The 21,840-nt window shown below is 36.7% G+C and carries 23 protein-coding genes and 1 other annotated feature; of the genes, 6 read left to right on the forward strand and 17 right to left on the reverse strand.

Annotated features, from left to right (window positions below; all coding sequences use genetic code 11):
* A partial coding sequence (locus V7024_RS02460) for a DUF4179 domain-containing protein (protein ID WP_335515168.1) occupies nt 1–1,147 on the reverse strand: 1,147 nt, incomplete at its 3' end.
* Nucleotides 1,137–1,442, reverse strand: coding sequence for a sigma-70 family RNA polymerase sigma factor (locus V7024_RS02465; RefSeq protein ID WP_335515366.1), 306 nt, complete (start codon nt 1,440–1,442; stop codon nt 1,137–1,139). The genes V7024_RS02465 and V7024_RS02460, both read right to left, overlap by 11 nt.
* A 140-nt stretch (nt 1,443–1,582) precedes the next feature.
* On the opposite strand from V7024_RS02465, the gene V7024_RS02470 reads away from it, so the two are divergent.
* Both V7024_RS02470 and V7024_RS02475 read left to right on the forward strand, forming a co-directional pair.
* Nucleotides 1,583–2,086: a DinB family protein gene (locus V7024_RS02470; RefSeq protein ID WP_335515171.1), complete on the forward strand. Its 504-nt coding sequence runs from the start codon at nt 1,583–1,585 to the stop codon at nt 2,084–2,086.
* A 126-nt stretch (nt 2,087–2,212) separates the two neighbouring features.
* Complete coding sequence (locus tag V7024_RS02475; RefSeq protein ID WP_335515174.1) at nt 2,213–2,671, forward strand: NUDIX hydrolase; 459 nt, start codon at nt 2,213–2,215, stop codon at nt 2,669–2,671.
* A 117-nt stretch (nt 2,672–2,788) separates the two neighbouring features.
* Here V7024_RS02475 and V7024_RS02480 read toward each other — a convergent pair whose 3' ends face one another.
* The 6 genes from V7024_RS02480 to V7024_RS02505 form a co-directional block, all read right to left on the reverse strand.
* Entirely contained in the window at nt 2,789–2,947 is a 159-nt protein-coding gene (locus V7024_RS02480; protein ID WP_335515379.1) for a hypothetical protein, read from the reverse strand.
* Nucleotides 2,948–3,007: 60 nt separating this feature from the next.
* Complete coding sequence (locus V7024_RS02485; protein WP_335515177.1) at nt 3,008–3,700, reverse strand: ABC transporter permease; 693 nt, start codon at nt 3,698–3,700, stop codon at nt 3,008–3,010.
* Between the two features lie 25 nt (nt 3,701–3,725).
* Entirely contained in the window at nt 3,726–4,406 is a 681-nt protein-coding gene (locus tag V7024_RS02490) for an ABC transporter permease (RefSeq protein WP_335515181.1), read from the reverse strand.
* Nucleotides 4,399–5,322, reverse strand: coding sequence for an ABC transporter ATP-binding protein (locus tag V7024_RS02495; RefSeq protein ID WP_335515185.1), 924 nt, complete (start codon nt 5,320–5,322; stop codon nt 4,399–4,401). The genes V7024_RS02490 and V7024_RS02495 overlap by 8 nt, the downstream gene beginning before the upstream one ends.
* Nucleotides 5,323–5,520: 198 nt before the next feature.
* Nucleotides 5,521–6,456, reverse strand: coding sequence for a HAMP domain-containing histidine kinase (locus V7024_RS02500; RefSeq protein ID WP_335515188.1), 936 nt, complete (start codon nt 6,454–6,456; stop codon nt 5,521–5,523).
* 1 nt (nt 6,457) lies between these two features.
* On the reverse strand, nt 6,458–7,153 hold the full coding sequence (locus V7024_RS02505; RefSeq protein WP_335515191.1) for a response regulator transcription factor: 696 nt from the start codon (nt 7,151–7,153) through the stop codon (nt 6,458–6,460).
* 444 nt (nt 7,154–7,597) lie between these two features.
* Here V7024_RS02505 and V7024_RS02510 point away from each other — a divergent pair, with 444 nt between their 5' ends.
* The 3 genes from V7024_RS02510 (at nt 7,598) to V7024_RS02520 (ending at nt 8,667) form a co-directional block, all read left to right on the forward strand.
* Nucleotides 7,598–8,026, forward strand: a complete 429-nt coding sequence (locus tag V7024_RS02510; protein ID WP_335515194.1) for a hypothetical protein — start codon at nt 7,598–7,600, stop codon at nt 8,024–8,026.
* 275 nt (nt 8,027–8,301) lie between these two features.
* Complete coding sequence (locus tag V7024_RS02515) at nt 8,302–8,475, forward strand: hypothetical protein (RefSeq protein ID WP_335515195.1); 174 nt, start codon at nt 8,302–8,304, stop codon at nt 8,473–8,475.
* Nucleotides 8,476–8,667, forward strand: coding sequence for a YwbE family protein (locus V7024_RS02520; RefSeq protein WP_335515198.1), 192 nt, complete (start codon nt 8,476–8,478; stop codon nt 8,665–8,667).
* Nucleotides 8,668–8,893: 226 nt separating this feature from the next.
* Here V7024_RS02520 and V7024_RS02525 read toward each other — a convergent pair whose 3' ends face one another.
* The 6 genes from V7024_RS02525 to zapA all read right to left on the reverse strand — a co-directional run bounded on the left by V7024_RS02525 (nt 8,894) and on the right by zapA (nt 16,688).
* Nucleotides 8,894–10,090 carry a class I SAM-dependent rRNA methyltransferase gene (locus V7024_RS02525; RefSeq protein WP_335515200.1) on the reverse strand — a complete coding sequence of 399 codons (1,197 nt, stop codon included), beginning with the start codon at nt 10,088–10,090 and terminating at the stop codon, nt 8,894–8,896.
* Nucleotides 10,091–10,420: 330 nt separating this feature from the next.
* Nucleotides 10,421–11,497, reverse strand: a complete 1,077-nt coding sequence (locus V7024_RS02530) for a nitric oxide synthase oxygenase (protein ID WP_335515205.1) — start codon at nt 11,495–11,497, stop codon at nt 10,421–10,423.
* A 226-nt stretch (nt 11,498–11,723) separates the two neighbouring features.
* On the reverse strand, nt 11,724–14,084 hold the full coding sequence (locus V7024_RS02535) for an endonuclease MutS2 (protein ID WP_335515208.1): 2,361 nt from the start codon (nt 14,082–14,084) through the stop codon (nt 11,724–11,726).
* Between the two features lie 20 nt (nt 14,085–14,104).
* On the reverse strand, nt 14,105–15,823 hold the full coding sequence (gene polX, locus V7024_RS02540) for a DNA polymerase/3'-5' exonuclease PolX (RefSeq protein WP_335515211.1): 1,719 nt from the start codon (nt 15,821–15,823) through the stop codon (nt 14,105–14,107).
* Between the two features lie 54 nt (nt 15,824–15,877).
* Nucleotides 15,878–16,417: a CvpA family protein gene (locus V7024_RS02545; protein WP_098914212.1), complete on the reverse strand. Its 540-nt coding sequence runs from the start codon at nt 16,415–16,417 to the stop codon at nt 15,878–15,880.
* 1 nt (nt 16,418) lies between these two features.
* Nucleotides 16,419–16,688, reverse strand: a complete 270-nt coding sequence (zapA, locus tag V7024_RS02550; protein WP_335515214.1) for a cell division protein ZapA — start codon at nt 16,686–16,688, stop codon at nt 16,419–16,421.
* Between the two features lie 124 nt (nt 16,689–16,812).
* Between zapA and rnhC the strand changes: the two genes are divergently transcribed.
* On the forward strand, nt 16,813–17,751 hold the full coding sequence (rnhC, locus tag V7024_RS02555) for a ribonuclease HIII (RefSeq protein ID WP_335515368.1): 939 nt from the start codon (nt 16,813–16,815) through the stop codon (nt 17,749–17,751).
* Nucleotides 17,752–18,004: 253 nt separating this feature from the next.
* On the opposite strand, the gene V7024_RS02560 is transcribed toward rnhC, so the two are convergent.
* The 3 genes from V7024_RS02560 to V7024_RS02570 form a co-directional block, all read right to left on the reverse strand.
* Complete coding sequence (locus tag V7024_RS02560; RefSeq protein WP_335515217.1) at nt 18,005–18,475, reverse strand: hypothetical protein; 471 nt, start codon at nt 18,473–18,475, stop codon at nt 18,005–18,007.
* 123 nt (nt 18,476–18,598) lie between these two features.
* The gene (gene asnS, locus V7024_RS02565; RefSeq protein ID WP_335515220.1) at nt 18,599–19,990 is read right to left on the reverse strand and encodes an asparagine--tRNA ligase; all 1,392 of its coding nucleotides are present in this window, start codon (nt 19,988–19,990) and stop codon (nt 18,599–18,601) included.
* Nucleotides 19,991–20,040: 50 nt separating this feature from the next.
* Nucleotides 20,041–20,293 (reverse strand) — a binding site (T-box leader).
* A 62-nt stretch (nt 20,294–20,355) separates the two neighbouring features.
* Nucleotides 20,356–21,747 (reverse strand): YcdB/YcdC domain-containing protein, encoded by a 1,392-nt coding sequence (locus V7024_RS02570; RefSeq protein WP_335515222.1) that lies wholly within the window; start codon nt 21,745–21,747, stop codon nt 20,356–20,358.
* Nucleotides 21,748–21,840 lie beyond the last annotated feature (93 nt).

Raw genomic sequence — 21,840 nt, forward strand, 5'->3', positions numbered from 1 at the left:
TTAAATTAATCTCAATATCTTTTCCATTCTTATCTTTCAAAATTACTTTGAAATCTCCTACTTCATCAAAAGAAGTAATATCAAATGTTTTTACCTTAATGGCCTTCCCATTATTTAAACCTTTTGAATACCCCTTCAATGTTGATTGATGCGCTTGTCCTTTATGATCAACTAACGTAATACTATCAATTGTCTTGAGTATTTGTTTTCTCTTTTCAACATCCTCTACAGAATCAAATTCAAACGTGATATTCATCCCTGTTGGCAACAATTCAGCAGAAGAAATTTTTAACGATTCCAGTTTTTGTTGAGGAACATATTTGATATCATGAATTTTATTAAACTTATTATCGACCGTGATACTATTTTCCCATTTCCCATGAATTTCTTTATTTAATTGCATGCCACTTTTATGAAATGCAAAAACATTTTCTTTCTTGATATTAGATTTTGTTTCTGCTTCTGTCATAAATGTAGGATCTTGATTTTCTAATGGTGAAAATAATTGGATTGATTGTATATTAAAATTCAAACTCTCAATATCAGTAATCGGATTCATTGGATATAAAACAAAATTACCTGTCAGTTCACCATGCTCTGCATCTACCTGTAAACTTTGTTCTCCGTTTGCTAATATTTCTTTATTCTCCTCCGTTAAACCAGTTGTTGTATCAGCTTTTTCTATATATCTTCCTTTATTGTCAGTTAAATCGTATACCATATTTAATTCAGAAACTTTCTGCAACACACTTTTATCATCAAATTTATACCGTAATGAAAATACGATTTTTGATTTATCATACGCTATGTCTTTTATTTGAATGGTAACACCACTATCTTTCATACTATTATTTTTCTCTACTTTTTGCATATATCCGTTATCCGTAGCCTTTTGTACCCCTCGATCTTTTGCAAGGAAGATTTCCTTTACCATCGCCATAGGAGCATCACCATACAAAACGAGACCAGCGATAGATAAACCTGTAATCACAGCAGCAATTTGTTTTTTATATGAAAACCGTTTTTTCGTTTTTTTACTGTTTCTGATTTGCTCAAAAGCAAATTCTTTCTTTTCTATAACACTTTTAGGGATTAAGATATCTTCGTTTAATGATTCTTCTAACTGCTTCTCAAAGTTAAGATTCATTTGAACTCCTCCCATTACTTAATATTTGTTCTTCTTGTAGGTAGTATGTTTTTAACTGCTGCCTTGCTCTACTTAATCTCGATTTTATCGTTCCTTCTTTTTCACTTAAAATTCCACTTATTTCTTTCGTCGTAAATTTATTTACATAAAATAAAACAATCACTAATCTGTACTCAGCACTTAAATAGCTTAAAATACTTTCAAAATCTAATTTTTGTTCTACCTTTTCATTCATGGCATACTGAATCGGAACTTGCTCGTAATCTTCGACATATAAGTCGCTACTATGCAGAATACAACGTGACCGCTACTTGCCTTCTATCATATATCTTTCTGTAACTCTAACAAAAATCTCTCGTAAATTTAAATACTAGAAGGAAACGACAAAACTTTCACGAATTTACCATTTGAATCTAACCATAGGAGGTTTTTTCTATGTTCCAAACTGTAGAAGGTTTTATAAAAGCATGGAAATACGAAGCAGATTCAACACAAAGAGTATTAGATATGCTAACTGATGAAGCATTAACACAAGAAATTACACCAGACAACTGGACGTTAGGACGCATTGCGTGGCATATTGTGACAGCTATTCCTGTCATAACATCAAGAACAGGTTTAAAATTCGAAGGAGAAACGAAAGATTATCCTGTCCCAACTTCCGCGCAATATATCGCGGACAGTTATCGTCAAATGAATGAAGCATTTACTAAGGCATTACAAACACAATGGACAGATCAAGATTTAGCAACGATAAATGATTTCTTCGGAAAACCAATGCCAAATTCAATCTTTTTAATGACTGTCATTAATCATCAAAACCACCACCGCGGGCAAATGACAGTCCTCATGCGCCAAGCAGGATTAAAAGTTCCTGGCATTTACGGACCAGCAAAAGAAGAGTGGGCTCTAGCTGGAATGGAAGCTCCGAAGATGTAATATGTGCTTACGAAATAAAAATGAGGTTCCTCTTTTTGAGGAACCTCGCTTTTATTCTATAAGGACAAAACAAATTTCTTTGGTATCATTTATAATGGATGTAAATAAATATTGGAGCTGAAACACATGGATTATATAAGTTATTTACGAAATATGGTTGGACATGAAAAAGTAATTATGGTGGTCGCAGGTTGTTTTGTATTGAATGAAAAGAATGAAGTACTTCTGCAATTACGATCTGATAACGGCAAGTGGGGACAGCCTGGCGGATTTATGGAATTTGGCGAGACAGTTGAAGATACAGCAAGGAGAGAAGTGTTTGAAGAAACTGGTTTAAAATTAGGAAAACTTGAATTCTTTAATGTGTATTCTGGAAAGAAATACGAAAGAACGCTATCTAACGGTGATCAAGTTGCCTTAGTAAAATTGACTTATATTTGTAGAGATTTTCATGGAACATTACATACTGATAACGACGAAAGCTTACAGCTAAAATTTTTCCCCTTAAATAACTTACCTGAACTATGGCAGACTCAACAAGAAGTTTTTGACGATTTGTTGGAATTTATGAAAATAAAGAACTAATTTTTCCTATCAAGTAGACAAACAACCCATATGGTTACGCACTCACCTGAGTTCAATATTCTATCGGACTCAGGTGAGTGCGTTTTTCTTAGAATTGTGACTAGCAGTTATCATCACCTAATTTAAAAGCATTCTAATTCCATTTATAATTATGCCTGCTACTCCTATTACGATTAAAAGTAAAAAAAACTTCTGTTCTGGATTTCTATAATATAAAATTCCTCCTATTAAGAGTGCTATAAACCCACCTACTAGGTTAAGTACAAGTAAATCCATCATCATTCCTCCCTAATTAGCTTTTATTACGTTGAATACTAGTCATTTCTATCTGTAAAACTAAATCGCATCCTCTTTTTCAATGTCTCGAATTGATAAGTAGGCAATTATCATTCCAACAGCTGCAAGGGCGAGCTGAATGGGAATAACAGTGAGAATTGAAAACTGCGGATTATGAGAACAAGCAAATGAAATGACAAATAATGATGATACAATTGTGACAGGAACAGAATGCTTACGCATCCCAAAATATAGTGGAATTAAACTTGTACCTGCAGCAGCGATTGCAAATGGAATCATATTGATCGCTTGCTGCATCCAGTCAGTAAATGTAATAGAGTATGATATAAACGAAAAATATCCATGTAAAACAAAGACAGCACCTGTAACAACCGTATTAGATAACCAAATTGTTAAAAATGTGAGTATAGCAATAATGAATAATTTACTAGCAATAATTTTCTTCCGCTTAATCGGATAAGAGAACATGAGCATGATTGTCTTATTTTTATATTCTTCAATAACTAATTGCGCAAGTAATACTGCTGCAAATACAATAAACGTTGCCCGCACCATTGCTCCTATCAATAAAAATGCATCCTCAGCATTTGTCATAATTACATCCTTTTCCACTTCCTGTATATAGTTCATGAAAATGAATAAGGCTGTAATAATGATGTTGGCAACGAGCGCTCCTTTTACATACCAACCAAATTTAAATTTTTTCATTTCTAGCTTCATGAGGTGTAGCATAATGGCCCCCCCTAGTACGCTTAATTTACTTAAACAAATCCACTTTCTCTATTTTCCTTACAGTCATATAAGCAATCAATAATCCAACACAAGCTAATGTAATAGGAATGAAAACAATATCGTACAATGAAGAATTGCCACTTAAGCTAGAGGTTAGTAGTGACATAATAATAACCCCGGATACAATCGTTGTCCGCACGGAATACTTTTTCATACCAAAATATAAGGGAATCAAGCTAATTCCAGTTGCCGCGATGGCATTCATTAATAATTTAGATGCATTTGGCATAAGAATTGTCATCGTTAATGGCTCTGCTATGACTGAATAATATACATTTAATATATAAAAGAAACTAAAAATGACAATGTCACAAATAACAATCGAAAGAAATGTAAAGATCATAATAATGAACAATTTTGCAATTATCATTTTTTTACGATTAATCGGATACATAAACATGACTGTCATTGTCTTTTCTGTAAATTCTTGAATAATAAATTTAGCAATTAAACTCGCGCCAAATATCATAAATGTTGCTTTCACAAAAATATCAATAAACCGAAAAGCATCATCATAACTTTTAAATTCTCCATCAAGCATAATTAATGTAACAAACCCTAGCATAACAAGAAGCGCTATAAAGGCTCCTTTAATGACTGGCCATAATTTGAATTTAACAAGTTCTAACCTTATTAAATTAAGCATGGATTCCCTCTCCATTCATAAGATTTAAGAAGTACTCTTCCAATGAACTATGCTTTTTATTGATACTCTCAATTGCTATATCATTTATAATTAGAGTTTTCGAAATGGCTTGCTGCGTCGCGGTCATATCATAAATGCGAATCATATTTTCACTCATAATTTTATAATTTGTCAGACGTAGTTTATTTTCTAACAGATAAGCTGCTCGTTTCACATCTTGAACAGCGACTTCAATATACTCCGTTTGTTGTCCATTAATACTTTTCATCGAAACTTCTTTTATTAGCTTCCCGTTTTGAATGACACCAATTGTATCTGCCATTTGTTCCATTTCACCTAAAATGTGGCTAGACACTAACAACGTAATTCCATATTCTTTACAAAGCAGTTTAAATAATTCTCGTAGTTCTTTAATGCCGATTGGATCTAAACCATTGATGGGTTCATCTAAAATTAACAACTCTGGTTTTGTTGTAATCGCTCTTGCAATTCCTAGTCGCTGCTTCATCCCAAGTGAAAAATCTTTTACTTGCTTATCATCAATATTGTGTAAATTTACAAGGTCTAACGCCCGATCAATTGCTTTCTTGTCATAGAACCCCATATATTCGCAGTGTAAATTCAAATTCTCTTTAGCTGTTAGTTTTTCATAAAAGATCGGATATTCAATAATTGTCCCCATTCGCTTTAACACTTCATATGAAGTATTTGTTAATTTCTCACCAAAAATCTCAATTTCACCGCTCGTCGGTTTGATTAAATTCGTGATCATTTTCATAATTGTTGTTTTACCAGCACCGTTCGGCCCTAGAAATCCATATATTTCTCCTTGCTTCACATGCATATTGACGTTAGAAATCGTTTCTTTACCTTGAAACACTTTCGTTAATTGATTTGTTTTCAATACGTACGTCATCTTTCGTTCCCCCTTTCGCTTCCGTTCTATATTTATATAATAAGAAATGAAACTCTCTTTTTTCTTACCTATTCCTTACAAATTCCTTAAGGTGAATGACCCCTCCCTACCACTTGGGCTATGCCCTGCACGTGCTTAAAGAAGGGAATGAATGTTGGAATTTTGTTAAAAAGCTTGTAGAATTGCTCTTTCTACAAGCTAAAAATTGATTCTCCTTAACATAACTATAAACACTGTTTTCTCATAGGGTGTACTAGACAGATGAATTTCTCCCCCTAATGCTTCTACAAGACGCTTCGTAATCGTAAGTCCAAGTCCACTGCCTTGATACAAGCGATTTCGTGAATCTTCTAATGTGTACATCCGTTCAAATACTTTATCGATATGAGATTCAGAGATTCCTTTTCCTTTATCCCATATGTCCACGTACACAAATTGCTCATCACTTCGAAGTGTAATCCCTAATGTTTTTCCGTCTCCCCCGTAGGCAATTGCGTTTGAAATTAAGTTATTCATAATTCTTCCGATAACTTCTGTATTCCCGTGCGCATATATCGGTGTTTCCGGTATATCGATATGAACGTCAAATCCTTGTGTTGTTAATAAATCATAAAATGACAGCATATGTTCCTGACAAATTTCATTCATATAAACCCGCGTCATTGCAATATCTTTATCGCCAGATTCTAATTTGGCAAGATCGAAAAATTTATGAATAAGATCTAGCACTTCTAACGTTTTCGTATGAACTTTTTCTAGTAATACCTTCCGATCTTCTTCACTTATCGTTTCATCTACATGTAAAATTTCCACATAACCAAGAATAACAGTAAGCGGCGTCTTTAAATCATGCGAAATGTTAGAAAGCATCTTTCTCATAGAGATTTCTAGTTTTGAATGCTTTGCGATTGTTTTTTTCTTTTCATCTAACAAATAATTGATCGCTACTAATAATGACTTCAATTCTTTATCATCTGTCACAACTAATAAATTTTCACTCGTTTGCTTTTCCAAAATTGCGTGTAATTTTTCATATGTATAACGTAAATTCGCACTTCGACTTTTTCCCGTACGATATTGAAAGTAAATGACACCAAGTAATAAAAAAATAATAGCCGTTAAAAATAAAACCATTCTATATCACTTCCAGCTTATAACCGATACCCCATAATGTCTTAATGTACTGCGGCTGAGAAGGATTGTCTTCAATTTTTTCACGCAGCCTTCTCATATGCACATTAATGACATTCTCATCACCGTAATATTCTTCATTCCAAATTAAGCTATAAATTTGCGCCTTCGTAAACACGCGATTTTGATTGGTCGCAAATAGCTTTAAAAGCTCAAACTCTTTCGACGTAAGTTTAATAGTTTCGTCGTTTTTTTGAACGATAAAATTAGCCGTATCCATTTTCAAATTCCCGATCACAATCATGTCATCTTGTTTTTGCTGCGGAGCGGAATATGTAGTTGACCGGCGGATTCCAGCCTTCACTCGTGCCGATAACTCAATCATAGAAAACGGCTTACAAATATAATCATCAGCACCAAGCCCCAGCCCTAATGCCTTATCCAAATCCGTATCCTTTGCTGACATAATTAAAATCGGAACAGAGCTCTTTTTCCGAATCCTATTCATCACTTCTAAGCCATCTATTTTAGGCATCATAATATCAAGAATAACTAAATCAAACTGATCTTGTGAAAATTTAGCAAGTCCTTCCTCTCCATCTGAAGCTACTGCTACAACAAACCCCTCTTTCGTTAAATACCCATTCACCATTTCTTGAATAGATATATCGTCTTCTACTAATAAAATTTTATGTTGCACACCATCACCCGTTTTCTTGGAAATTTATACTTATATTGTAATATGATGGTTGAATTTGGTAAACAAAATATACGGAGTGGCTCACATATACATATAACCATGTTCATTCTTTTATCCCGTGAATTCCTTATATATGAATGCAATTACCTTCAAAAAGCTTTTATTTCCTACAAAAAACAAAATATTCAATATTCTTATTAATCAGACAAGCATACAAGCAAAATGGACACAATGTCATATAATTAAATTACATTCTAAAAGAAAGGAGTTTTATTATTCTTGTCAGCAAAACACTTTAATTCTTATGGGTATCCGGCTCCAAAGTATCCAAGGGAATCCACTTTATTTACAACAGGAGCTATATGGAGAAACCCCAATACCGATGTCGTGATGGTCACGCTTTTAAATGAGGATTACAACATACCCCAAACCGTCACCGTATCCGTGTTAGATTGGCAAAATACGTGTAATCCGGCCGAAGTTTCCAAGTTTGCATATTTATGTGGACAAGCCGTCAATCCCTCTTTAAATACCACACAAACGATTCAACCTCAGCAAGGCAACATCGTTCCACCTGACAACGTTCAACCGATTCTCACACCGTTTACGTTTACAATTCCTCCTCGTAATCTTCTCGTGATTCACGCAGTTCTCCCAAATTCTTTTCAGCAACCAAGTCCTTGCTACGAAGTACTTGTGACCTCTCAACACGGACCTGCCAAAAGTATCATCACGAACACATTTGGCGTCAATACTGCGGGTGTTCCGCAAGAAGGAAATACAATCTTTCATGATCAATTTTCACCTACTCCTGTCACCTCATATGGCCTCCCACATTATCCTTTCGCTCCGCTTAGCCCTGTCATGCCATAAGGGAACGGATTATTACAGCATCCATAATTTAGAGATACGAGTGAAAAGCCCCTTCAGTTCATACACTGAAGGGGCTTTTTGTTAAGTGAATCGATATATAGACTATGATTCGTTTTAACGTACTTCCAAAAGAGGTCCTTTACGACAACTTTTCCGCTCTCATATCCCAAGCTTCTTATTTCTCCATAATCCAGCTTCATTTCTACACTCAACAATGATATGATGGAGTTCACTATGAATGTTTATAATTCAATGTATATAAAAGGAGATTTCATATGTCAGAAAATAAAAAAGTAAGCCTAGCAGATGTAATGCGTGAACAACTTGCGAAGAAAAAGCAAGGAAACGGAAATGGATCAACTGCTAAAAATCAAAATCAAGCAACGAAGAAGTTACAAAATCAACAAACGAAGAAACCGAACAATCAACGCAGACGCACAGGTGTATAAATGAACGGACAGAACCGCGCAAATATATCGCCTGGTCTAGAAGTTGATATTGTACTAAAGCAAGATCAGCGTACGGGGAAATTAACAAGAGGGATTGTGAAAGACATTTTGACAAACTCACCGTCCCATCCGCACGGCATCAAAGTACGTTTACAAGACGGACAAGTTGGCAGAGTACAGCACATTGTGTAATAAGAAAAGGAGCTCATTTTATAACTGAGCTCCTTTTTTGATGTCTTCTATTACTAATTCATAAATCCGTTTTGAATTTTCAACGTATAAGTCACTGCTAGGCAAAACAAAAAGTGATCTCCACTCATTTTCTCCCTTTGTTTTAACATTGCACGTGGCAGGAAAAGGCACTGACCGCTTCTACGCATGGCCAGATGCTCTCATCCATCTAAAAAGAAAGAGGTTTTTATTTCATTTTCTTAATAAACACAACTTTTAAATAATCACCTTCTGGAAACTGCGAAATAGTCCGGAAGTCCTCTGGTAATGAATGTTCTTCTAACACTTTATACTTGCCATTCATTTCTTTAAATGCTGTATCAATGAAGCCTTTGAACTTTTTCATACCGAAAGTACTGCAATTTGTCGAAGCTACAATAATACCGTTATTTTCTGTAATCGCAATTGCTTCTTTTAATAAGTTTTTATAATCTTTCGCGGCACTAAATGTATATTTTTTTGAACGCGCAAAGCTTGGCGGGTCTAAAATGACCATATCAAACTTCAATGCTTTCTTTACTGCATATTTGAAATAGTGAAATACGTCTTCTACGATAATATCTTGCGCTTCGTAATCAACGCCGTTTACGCTAAATTGCTCAATTGTTTTACTTAAGCTGCGGTTCGCAAGGTCCACACTTGTCGTCTTTGCCGCTCCGCCAAGTGCTGCAAAGACAGAAAACGCACCTGTATAGGAGAACATATTCAAGACTGTTTTGCCATTTGCATATTTGTCGCGAATTTGCTTTCTAACATTACGTTGATCTAAAAAGACACCTACCATTGCCCCGTCGTTTAAATATACCGCAAAGTTGACCCCGTTCTCTTTGACGATAATTGGAAATTCTCCGCGCTCTCCTGTTACGAAATCGTCTTCTTCAATATATTGTCCCTTTGTATCAAAGCGCTTTTTCTGATAGATCGCTTTAAATGTAGTCACATTCTGTAAGGATTCGATAATCTCTTTATTAAATCGATAAATCCCCTCACTGTACCAGCTAATCACATAGTACCCATCATAGTAATCAATGATTAAACCGCCGATTCCATCACCTTCACCGTTGAACACGCGAAATGCGGTTGTATCTGGATCCTCATAAAAGTTTTGACGTTTACTTAAAGCCGATTTAAGCTTCTTTTCAAAGAAGGCTTGGTCAATTTGTTCTTCTTCTTTTCTTGTGAGAATCCAGCCATATCCTTTATTTTGCTTTCCATAATATCCTGTACCAATAAACTTATTTTTGTCGTTTACAAGTTTTACGATTGTACCTTCTACATTTACATCGTGTAAATTTATAATTGCTTCTTTTGAAATAAGTGGGTAGCCACTTTTTAACTCATTTATATATTTCGTCTTAATCTTTAAAATAACTTCTGTTTTCATTTTTATATCCTACCTTTCCATTCCAATGCTTTCTAGCTATTAAGAAAGGCCCTATACGAAGTCAGAAATATTATCACGACTTATCTTATGTATGAAACCACTCTATGTTAGAAGCACAAAAATAGGGCCGTTTATTTAGTGTCGTCCATAAAGTGAAACTTCCATCAGTTTCTCCCACTGATGGTTAGTTGAACTAATCGGGCATTTACGGGCAGTTATGCCTCAACCTGGCTTCTTCGCTTCTCTCTAGGAGGTATTACTGCCCGTTAATGCGGGATAAACGGTCCCTTTTAACTATACACGTTATTCTTTTATCCACACAACAAGCCCTTACCCTTTTTTATGAAAAAAATTAGGCGTAAGTACTTGATTTGGATAAGGTTTATGATAAATATGCGTTGCTGCAGGAGAGACAGGCGGAATTAACCATACCCAGTTCCCTGTAACTAAACGACCGCATGCTGCTTCTTGCTTTTCAAATTGACTAAACTGCTGCGCCGCTGTATGGTGATCTACAATCGTTACGCCTTGTTTTTTAAAAGAATGTAAAACTGCTACATTTAACTCAATTAGTGCTTTGTCTTTCCAAAGTGTACTGTTTCTTGATGTATCTAATCCCATTATCTCAGCAATAGCTGGAAGCAGATTATAACGATCATGATCAGCTAAGTTGCGTGCACCGATTTCTGTTCCCATATACCAGCCGTTAAACGGAGCAGCCGTATAGGAGATGCCGCCAATTTCTAAACGCATGTCAGAGATCATCGGAACACCGTACCATTTTGCTTCTAAAGAGGAAAATGGATATTCTGGATGCTCTAACGTCACTTCTTTTACATATTCTTCTGGGATTGACTTATACATTGGATCGTTTCCATCAATTGAAAATACGAGCGGCAGCACATCAAAATGTGTTCCTTTCCCTCTCCAGCCAAGTTCTTGACAAAATGATGAAAATGATAAGGAATGAGAATCGCCGATAATACCTTGCTCGGTTTCATATCCCGCATAGCGAATTAATTGATGGTTATAAATTCGAATATGATTTTGCTCATTTTGATATTGTTTAAAAATAGTAATCGTAGGTAGGATTTTCCCGTCGTTTGTCGCATATTGAATATGATGAAGCAGCGCCTCATATATCCCTTCTGTATCATTTACATCGCGCGCATCTAATACATGAAGCTTATTCCAAAACAGACGTCCGATGCAGCGATTACTATTTCTCCATGCCATTCGCGCCCCGTGAACAAGCTCCTCAAAAGTATGTTCATACGTTCCTGTCATTTGTATTTCAGATTCAATTTGTGATAATCTATCTTGTATTTCATGAGCTTTTTCTAGTTCGTTGTAGCAATCTGTAATAAACTTAGTTGCTTCCTCTAACAGTTTTTTCGTTGTAATCATAGCGTCTCCTTCTATTCCTATATAACATTCTCTATTATACATAACATCTTCTACTCATGCCTAGAAAACAGACAATGAAAAAGAACACCAAAAACGGTGTCCTCTTCCTTATTTCGCAAAAAACAGCAAATATATAACCCCAATAATAAAAAACGTTCCGCAACAAGCTAACAATACTTTTGCAAGTTTGTCCATAAACATAGCCGTTTCCCCTTTGCTTCGTTTCCTATTTCAGTTCTACAACTGTAACACCAAGGCCGCCTTCGCCTATATCACCATAACGGAAGCTTTTCACGCCGCGGTGTTTTTTCAAGTAATCTTGTACACCTTGACGCAGTGCTCCGGTTCCTTTTCCGTGAATAATCGAAACGCGTGGATAGCTTGCAAGCTGCGCATCATCTAAATATTTTTCTACACGTGCTAGCGCATCTTCAAAACGTTCACCGCGAAGATCGAGTTCTAACGAAACGTGATAGTCTCTTCCTTTTACCGCTGTCACTGCTTTTTTCTCAACAGGATTTGGTGTATTAATATATTCCATATCGGACTCTTTCACTTTCATCTTCAAAATTCCGATTTGAACGTTCCATTCGTTGTCGCTTACTTTTTTCAAAAGCTGACCTTTTTGACCGAACGTTAATACTTTTACTTCGTCGCCTGGTCTTAATACTTGTTTTGGCGCTGTATTTTTCACTTTTGTTTTTTGTTTTTTCACAAGCTCCGGCGCTGCCCCTGCCAGGCGGCTTTTCGCTTCAATGAGCTCATGATCTTTAATATCAGCAAGCTTTGCTTTTCGCAATTGACGAAGTTCACGAATAATTTCTTCCGCTTCTTTGTTCGCCAATTCGACTTTTTCTTCGCCTGCTTTTTGTGCTTTTAGTAATCTTTCATCACGCTCTTCGTTAAATTCGATAATTTGACGTTGCAGTTCTTTATGAAGTTTTTCAGATTGCTTACGAAGCTCTTCTGCTTCATTCCGTTCACGCTCAGCGTTCTTTTGGCTTTCTTCAAGCTTCGCTATCATATTTTCTACTTTATTTGATTCTGTACTAATATGACCACGAGCACGGTCAATTACACGGTCAGATAATCCAAGACGTTTTGAAATTTCAAATGCGTTGCTTCGCCCTGGTACACCGAGTAACAATTTATACGTTGGGCTTAATGTGTTTACATCAAACTCAACACTTGCATTAATGACTTGTTCACGATTATAGCCGTATGCTTTTAGCTCAGGGTAATGCGTCGTTGCTACAACGCGCGCACCACGGTTATATACTTCATCTAAAATGGAAATGGCAAGTGCAGCCCCTTCTTGCGGATCTGTTCCTGCTCCTAATTCATCAAACAATACTAAGCTTTCAAAGTCAGCTTGTTCTAAAATATCAACAATGTTTACCATATGAGATGAGAATGTACTTAAGCTTTGCTCAATCGATTGCTCATCACCGATATCAGCAAACACATTTTTAAACACACAAATTTCGGACTCATCTAAAACAGGAATGTGCAAACCAGATTGCGCCATTAAAATACAAATCCCTACCGTTTTTAATGTAACGGTTTTACCTCCTGTATTCGGTCCGGTAATAACAATTGTTGTAAAGTCTTTTCCAAGCACAATATCGTTTGGCACAACAACTTTCGGATCAATAAGCGGATGACGCGCTTGTCGTAAGTTCATATAACGCTCATTGTTCAAAATTGGCTTTGTTGCTTTTACTCGTTTTGCATAGAAAGCTTTTGCAAAAATGAAATCAAGCTCTGCCACAATATCAACGTTCTCTAAGATAATATCAGCCTCAACTGCTACTTCTTCTGTTAACATCATTAAAATGCGTTCTACTTCTTGTTTTTCTTTCACGCGCGCTTCTTGCAGTGCGTTATTCAGTTCTACAATGACTTGCGGCTCAATAAATAACGTTTGACCAGAAGCAGATTGGTCATGAACGATACCACCATATACACCGCGGTATTCTTGTTTAACTGGAATTACATAGCGGTCATTACGAATTGTTACAATTGCATCTGACAACATCTTCTGTGCGTTTGAAGAGCGCGTCATGTTTTCTAACTTTTCACGAATGCGACTTTCCGCTGTACGAATTTGCTGGCGGATACCACGTAGTTTTTCACTCGCACTATCAACTACTTCTCCGCCGTCACTAATACAATTTGTAATTTTCTTTTCTAAATCATATAAAGATACAATGCGCGCTACATACGTATCTAAAATCGGCAGTTCCACACCATTTTCAATCATATCTTCAATAAATCGTTTCATCTGGCGGCTGCCATACATCGTACTTGCAATATCTAAAAGTTCATGCGGACTTAACATACTACCAATTTTCGCACGCTTTACATTTGGACGAACATCAAAAATCCCGCCAAGCGGCACATGTCCTTTTAAACGGATGACTTTCGCAGCCTCATCTGTTGTTTCCTGCATTTCTACCACTTCTTCGTAATCTGTGCTTGGCACAAGACCTTTTACTTTATCTCGGCCAAGTGAAGAAGCAACGTGTTCAAGTAATTGTTCTTTTACTTTTTCATATTCTAATACACGCAACGTTCGTTCCAACATAGTTGCACGTCCCCCTTGTGTTACTTATTACGCTTAATATAATCTAATAAACGTTCAATATCCCACGTGTTAATAACGGTATCTTTTTGAATCCAACCTTTACGCGCAGCTGCAGTACCAATTTCCATATCCTCTAACATTTCAAGCGTATGAGCATCTGTATTAATGGCGATTTTCACACCCGCACCTTGCGCTTGCTTTAGCAGCTTCGCACTTAAGTCTAAACGGTTTGGATTTGCATTTAATTCAAGTACAGTATTTGTTTCTTTCGCAAGCTCAATTAATAAATCTGTATCGACATCATAGCCTTCGCGGCGACCAATTAAGCGGCCTGTCGGATGCGCAATCATTGTTACATGATGATTTTCAATTGCAGCGCGCAGGCGCTTCATAATTGTTTCACGGTCTTGTGAGAAACTAGAATGAATAGCCCCAATCACATAATCAAGCTCTGCTAATACGTCATCATCAAAATCAAGTGTTGCATCTGGTAAAATGTCCATTTCAATACCACGTAAAATAGTGATATCCGGATACTTTTCATTTATACGTTCAATTTCTTTGCCTTGTTCACGAAGGCGCTCTTTCGTTAATCCATTGGCCACTTTCAAGTACTGAGAATGATCCGTAATCGCCATATACTTATATCCACGAGCGCGGCATGCTTGTACCATTTCTTCAATAGAAAAAGCACCGTCACTCCACGTTGTATGCATATGTAAATCACCTTGAATATGAGAGAACTGAACGAAATTCGGATACTGCTCAATTAGATTGATCTCTTTTCCATCTTCACGTACTTCTGGCGGGATGAACGGAAGTCCAAAATGTGCAAAAAATGCTTCTTCTGTTTCGAATGTCTGCACTTCTCCCGTTTCTAAGTTTTCCACGCCGTATTCACTAATTTTCTCGCCCTTATCTTTGGCAATTTGGCGCATTCTTACATTATGGTCTTTTGAACCCGTGAAATGGTGAAGAGTAGTAATAAATTCTTCCGGCTTCACAAGACGGAAATCAATCAAAATATCGTACTCATACTGAAGGCGTACAGAAACCTTTGTATCACCGCTTGCGATCACTTCAATCATATTATCAAACTGCAGCAAATGCTCGCGTACCTTTTCTGGTTCAATTGTCGCAATAATAAAATCCAAATCTTTCACTGTTTCACGAACGCGGCGCAAACTTCCCGCACGAGAATAGCGAATAATTTCTGGTATATTCGACAATTTCCTCTCTATTTCCCCGGCAATAGGAAGCACCATTGCTATTGGAAGACGTTCTGGCCGGGAGCCAACTTGCGCGATTGCCTCTAATATTTTCTCTTCCGTTTTCTTACCGAACCCAGCAAGTGCTTGAACTTGCTTTTCCTCGCAAGCTTTCTTTAATGTTTCCATATCTACAACGCCAAGTTCTTTATATAACTTCGCGACTTTTTTTCCGCCAAGACCTGGTAATTTTAAAAGCGGTAATAAGCTGCTCGGCACTTCTTTTTCAAGCTCTGTAAGCACTTCTGATGTTCCAACTTCAATATATTCTGCAATAACGGCTGCTGTTCCTTTTCCGATTCCTGGTATTTTCGTGAAATCTTCAATTTCCGAAAGGCTGCGATCATCACTTTCTAACGCAGCTGCCGCTTTACGAAATGCTGATATTTTAAAAGGATTTTCCCCTTTTAGTTCCATGAAAAGTGCAATCGTCTCAAGTAGTTTAATCACTTGTTTTTTATTTACTTTCATTCTTCTCCCGCCTTCCCATCATAGAAAAAAACTTCTCTTTCTAAAGAAGAGAAGTTATACTTTGCTGCCTGTCTGCCATAATTCCTTAACTTTTTCAGAAAGAATCGGTGTATCATTTACTATTACTTTGCTTATTGTTGATGTATTCAGCGACGTTTGTACTTGTTGAACCGGAAGTACCGTACCGATCACAATTAATACAAACAATATAATATACACTTCTAAAAAACCTAAAATCGCTCCACCTAATGCGTTAACCTGTTTCACAACAGGGATTTCTGTAAACATGTTCAAAAGCTGTCCAAGCAATGTTAGTGCGATTTTTGTAGTGATAAATAACGCAATAAACGCAATGGCTTGGTAAAAGACTGTTTCCATACTATTTGCATCGATCCAATTCGGCACATTTACTTCTTGCTTAAATGGATACGGAATAATTTTTTGCAATGCAGGTGCTAAATCTTTGCAATACCAATATGCTACAAGATAAGCAATAATAAAGCTTGCTAATTTTACAAGTTGTAGTACTAGACCTCTTCTTAACCCAAGAAGAAAGCCCATGACAAGCAGTAAAATAATTATAATATCAACCATGTTATTCCATTCCTTTTTGTCTCATTCTTTCTTTCAACTTTTCATTTTCTTCTTTTAATTTTATATAATCATGCACGACATTGACTGCTGTCAACACCGCCAATCGATTTGTGTCAAGCGAAGGATTCTTAGCATTCAGTGCGCGCATTTTATCATCCACAATCGCCGCGACAATGCGTATATGACTTGTACTTTCATCGCCAACAACTGAATATTGTTGACCGTAAATTTCTACATTAATTCGACTTCGATTTCCCTTTTGTTGTGACAACTTACTGTCCTCCAATCCCGTACAGAATCCTAAAGATTATCATACCATGAAAAAACATCATATGGAAACAGAAACAACAATTCGATATGATAAAAATATAAATAACGAAAAAGGAGTAATCATTTTGTCAAATTCTATTGTTATTCAAGTAAGCTCTGCAGTTATAGCGGACATGAAAACAAGGTACGCACAAGCAATACAACCAAAAGTTCCTCAAGGCGGTGTCTTCATGGCAAAGGTTCCATCTTGCACAATTACAGCCTATAAATCAGGAAAAGTCATGTTTCAAGGTGGACGGGCGACAGAAGAAGCAAGTCAATGGCAAGCAAATGCCGCGCCGCCAAAAACTTCTATCAAAAAAAGTGTGGACAGCCATGCCTATGCACCGCCAGCTTCTATCGCTACTATGTCTATTCTTGGTTCAGACGAAGTCGGAACAGGAGACTATTTTGGACCGATGACAGTTGTTGCAGTATACGTCGATGCGGCGCAAATTCCATTATTAAAAGAACTCGGCGTCAAAGACTCAAAAAACTTAAACGATACACAAATTTGTGAAATTGCAAAACAACTACTAACAGTTGTCCCTTACAGCTCTCTTGTTCTGCATAACGAAAAATATAACGAAATGTTTGAGAAAGGCCATAATCAAGGACAACTAAAAGCACTGCTTCATAATAAAGCTATTACAAACTTATTGGCTAAAATGGCACCAACGAAACCAGAAGGCATCTTAATTGATCAGTTCACACAACCGACTACATATTATAAATATTTAGCCAAACAAAAAAACGTTCAGCGCGAAAATGTCTATTTCGCTACAAAAGGCGAAAGTGTACATATCGCTGTTGCAGCGGCTTCCATTTTGGCCCGTTATTCATTTGTGAAACAATTTGCTGAACTAAGCAAAAAAGCAGGCATGGAACTTCCGAAAGGCGCCGGGAAACAAGTCGATATCGCAGCAGCGAAATTGATTCAAAAGCTTGGAAAAGAAAGATTACCTGAGTTTGTGAAATTACATTTTGCAAATACGGAAAAGGCGCTTCGATTGTTGAAAAAATAGTTATTTTCCAGTATGGACAGGATGCGTATAGGCTAAACAATGGGTTCATTCAATATATCGATCGTTCTTTGTAATATATCGGCGATTTTTACAATATATCGACCACTCTTTAGAATATATCGGCGATTCGACAGAAGATAAAGACCTTCCGACGATATTCGACACGCGAGTAGTCGAGCCGCTGAACTGGATTATATGAAAAAGTGAAATGAGCTGACTAAAAAATAGACTTTAGTCAGCTCATTTGTTTTTACTATTCTGTTTTAAACGTCTCTGCAACTTTTTTTGAGACTTCTTTTAAATCATAAAACTCAACACGTTCTTTCTCTGGCGTATCTTTATGCCCAATTACAATGTCTCCGTCATCTTCTACCCAAACAAAGTATTTTCCAATTGATCCATCACTATAATCAATAGACATATTGTAATGAATAGCCGATTTAGCTGCTTCATCTAGTAATAATGTTTTCGGCTCATCACCGTTTTCCGCCAATCCAGCCTGCTCCATCGCAGATACAAGTTGTTTCATGTCTTCTGCTTTTTTCAATACTTTCGTCCCTTTTGGTTTCGTAGATGTCAGCTGAATTTCCTTTATCTCTTTTCCTTGAAACGTAACAACCTCTGCCTCTTGTGATGTTGGAACTACTTTTTCTTGCTTCTCATTTCCACATGCACTTAAACTGATTAGCATGATTGCTAAGAAACATACCATTCTTTTTTTCACAAATTCAGCTCCTTTCTCTTTCACATAATGTTTCTCGTTATCCTTCATCTCTCCCTGCTCTAAAAAAAAATAAAAAAGGCATATCAATCAGCTTAATTGCTGTTGATATACCTTTTTTCAATCTTAAAACTCCGCAGAACCTGGTGTTCTTGGGAATGGAATTACGTCACGAATATTTGCCATACCAGTGATGTACATTAAGAAACGTTCGAAACCTAGACCAAATCCAGCATGTTTTGTACCGCCGTATTTTCTAAGCTCTAAGTACCACCAGTAGTCTTCTTCGTTCATGCCTAGTTCTTTAATTCTATCTACTAAAACATCCATTCTTTCTTCACGTTGACTTCCGCCGATTAATTCGCCGATTCCAGGAACTAGAAGGTCAGTAGCCGCTACTGTTTTACCATCATCGTTCATACGCATGTAGAATGCTTTAATATCTTTTGGATAATCTGTTACGAATACAGGGCGCTTAAAGATTTCCTCTGATAAGTATCTTTCGTGCTCTGTTTGTAAGTCAATACCCCATTCTACTGGGTATTTGAAGTCTGCACCTGATTCTTGAAGCACTTTAATTGCTTCTGTATATGTGATGCGACCAAAGTCAGAGTTGATTACGTTGTTCATACGCTCAAGAACTGTTTTATCAACAAAGCTGTTGAAGAATTCCATTTCTTCTGGTGCATGCTCTAATACGTATTTCATTGCATATTTCAGCATATCTTCCGTCAGATTCATTACATCTTCTAATTCAGCAAACGCAATCTCAGGCTCAAGCATCCAAAACTCAGCAGCATGGCGAGTTGTGTTTGAGTTTTCAGCGCGGAACGTTGGACCAAATGTGTATACATCACGGAACGCTAATGCATACGCTTCAGCATTCAATTGTCCACTTACTGTTAAGTTTGTTTCTCTGCCGAAGAAGTCTTTTGAATCGTCTACTTGTCCATCTTCACCTTTTGGCACGTTGTTCATGTCATGCGTTGTTACGCGGAACATTTCGCCTGCACCTTCAGTATCACTTCCTGTAATAATTGGTGTATGAACGTGAACAAAACCGCGCTCTTGGAAGAACTGATGAAGCGCAAAAGCTGCAATAGAACGCACGCGGAACGTTGCCGAGAATGCATTCGTTCTTGGACGTAAATGAGCGATTGTACGTAAATATTCAAACGTGTGACGCTTCTTTTGTAACGGATAATCAGAATCTGATAATCCCTCGATCTCGATTTTGTCCGCTTTAATTTCAAACGGCTGCTTTGCAGTTGGCGTTGCAATTAGTGTTCCCTCTACTTTAATAGAAGAGCTTAATGGAAGCTTCGTAATTTCAGTAAAGTTATCTAATTCTGTATCGAAAACGATTTGAACGCCTTTAAAGAAGCTACCATCGTTTAATTCGATAAAACCAAATACTTTTGAATCACGTAAGTTACGAATCCAACCTGATACTTGTACTTTTTGGTCTACATATTTATCAGTTTCTCTATATAGACTTTTTACTAATGTGTTTTCCATATTGAAATTCTCCTTTACATATATTTAAATACAAAAAAACCTTCCATCCATAAAGGGACGAAAGGTTAAACTTCGCGGTACCACCCAATTTGTCATAAAGACCAGCTCTAACTCGTATGTATATACATACTTCCCGGTTTGTAACAGGCCGGATTCCCGTCTAAGTCTACTCTTGAATACATCATTCAATTTCGGTTAGCAACTCCAAGGTGTTCTTCACATATACCGCCTCATCAGGCTCGCACCGTCCCTGACTCGCTTTGGATTATAGTATATGCTACTTTTCCTTATCATCGTCTTTCTTTTGTTAAACTAAAATTAATGTACTACATTCCTTTAAAAGATGCAAGTTGTCTTTCAAAGGCTTACCCTTTCAAAGAAAATGCCGTCCCCATATGCGCTTCAATCATCCGAACATGTCCATCTGTTTTTGAAAACGACGGTACGTAGCAAAGCTCATAGTGTAATGGATTCTGCTCCTTCGCCCACACAAGTTTCATCTCCAAATCACGAACGTAAATAGCTTTTGCTTCTTCCTCAGAGATTATTGGCTCATCGTTTAGCTCATCTAGTTCCTTCTCAAAGCCATCAACTACTTGAAACTCTAAAATCTTCCCAGATTGCTGACCAACTTGAATGACCATACTGCATGTATCTACTCTTTTACCACGGTACAGAGGATGGAACCAAAACCCGTACTGCGATTCACAATTTTCATCTTCCCATACACAATGATGCGATGAATGACTTCTCTCTATTAGGAATTGTTCGTCAGCTTTAGGATAACATGCAAATAAAAATTGAAGTGCACACTCTCTTGCTTCCTCTTCTGTTATGACTTCTTTCTTCCCATCTTTCTGTTCATTATTGATTACACTTATACACTGAAATGTTTCTTGATGAAAACATACTTGAATGGTATGAAACGGCGTTCCTTCTTCCACTTCAATATCATTAGCGTAATCTTGCTTCGTCCAAAGTTCCGTTACTTTATCCCCTTTATGGTTCATATAAACTTTTACATATGTATCATCTAAGCCAATTAATTTTAAAATCTCTCCATTTTGTACAGTATGGTTCTCTAAGTTATAAAACTGCTGAATGAATCCATTATAATTCTCATATGTATGTAGTTCTCCGTGTGCCCCTATATCCATAACGTGATCTTTTGGTGCATAAACGAGGTGATATGTATCATCTCCATTTGCAAACACTTCCGTACCAGCCTTCGCAAACAGCAATTCAAATCGAAGCGCTTCAATGAATTTTTCTTTTGCTTCTTCTTTTGGAATAAGCTCTTTCGGATACTGCACTTCACACGCTTTCCCTTCAAAAAGGAAATAGTTAAAACGCCCATCCTTTGCAATCTCAAGCATCACACTAGAATCCGGAAAAGATAAGCCGTATCGTTCATCACGCAGTTCATAGGATAGTTGGAACACGTTATTCAACTCTACCGAATTCATTAAATAAACAAATTTAACGATATTAGGGGCAAATACTTGTAAAAAAGATTGTGCAATCTCATAAACTTCATCATGGGATAATGATACACACCTTACTTTCTCTAAATCTCGGCACGTTTGAAAATGCTTTAATCCACCTTTTCCATCAGTTTCATAACATGCTACTAATTCTCCTGTTCGCCGCTCAAACACATTAAACTCATTCTCACCTTCTTCTGAGGCGACCGCAAATAATTGTATGTTCTCATTAATCTTTAAAAATAATTTTATTTGTTCAACTATATTCGTCATTTGAAACCCACACACACCCTTTCTCTTATAACTATTATAAAGTGAAACTTCCATCAGTGGAGAGTTTTTTCATCTCCCACTGATGGTTAGTTG

This window comes from Bacillus sp. JJ864, assembly GCF_036963045.1.
Lineage (GTDB): Bacteria > Bacillota > Bacilli > Bacillales > Bacillaceae_G > Bacillus_A > Bacillus_A pseudomycoides_C.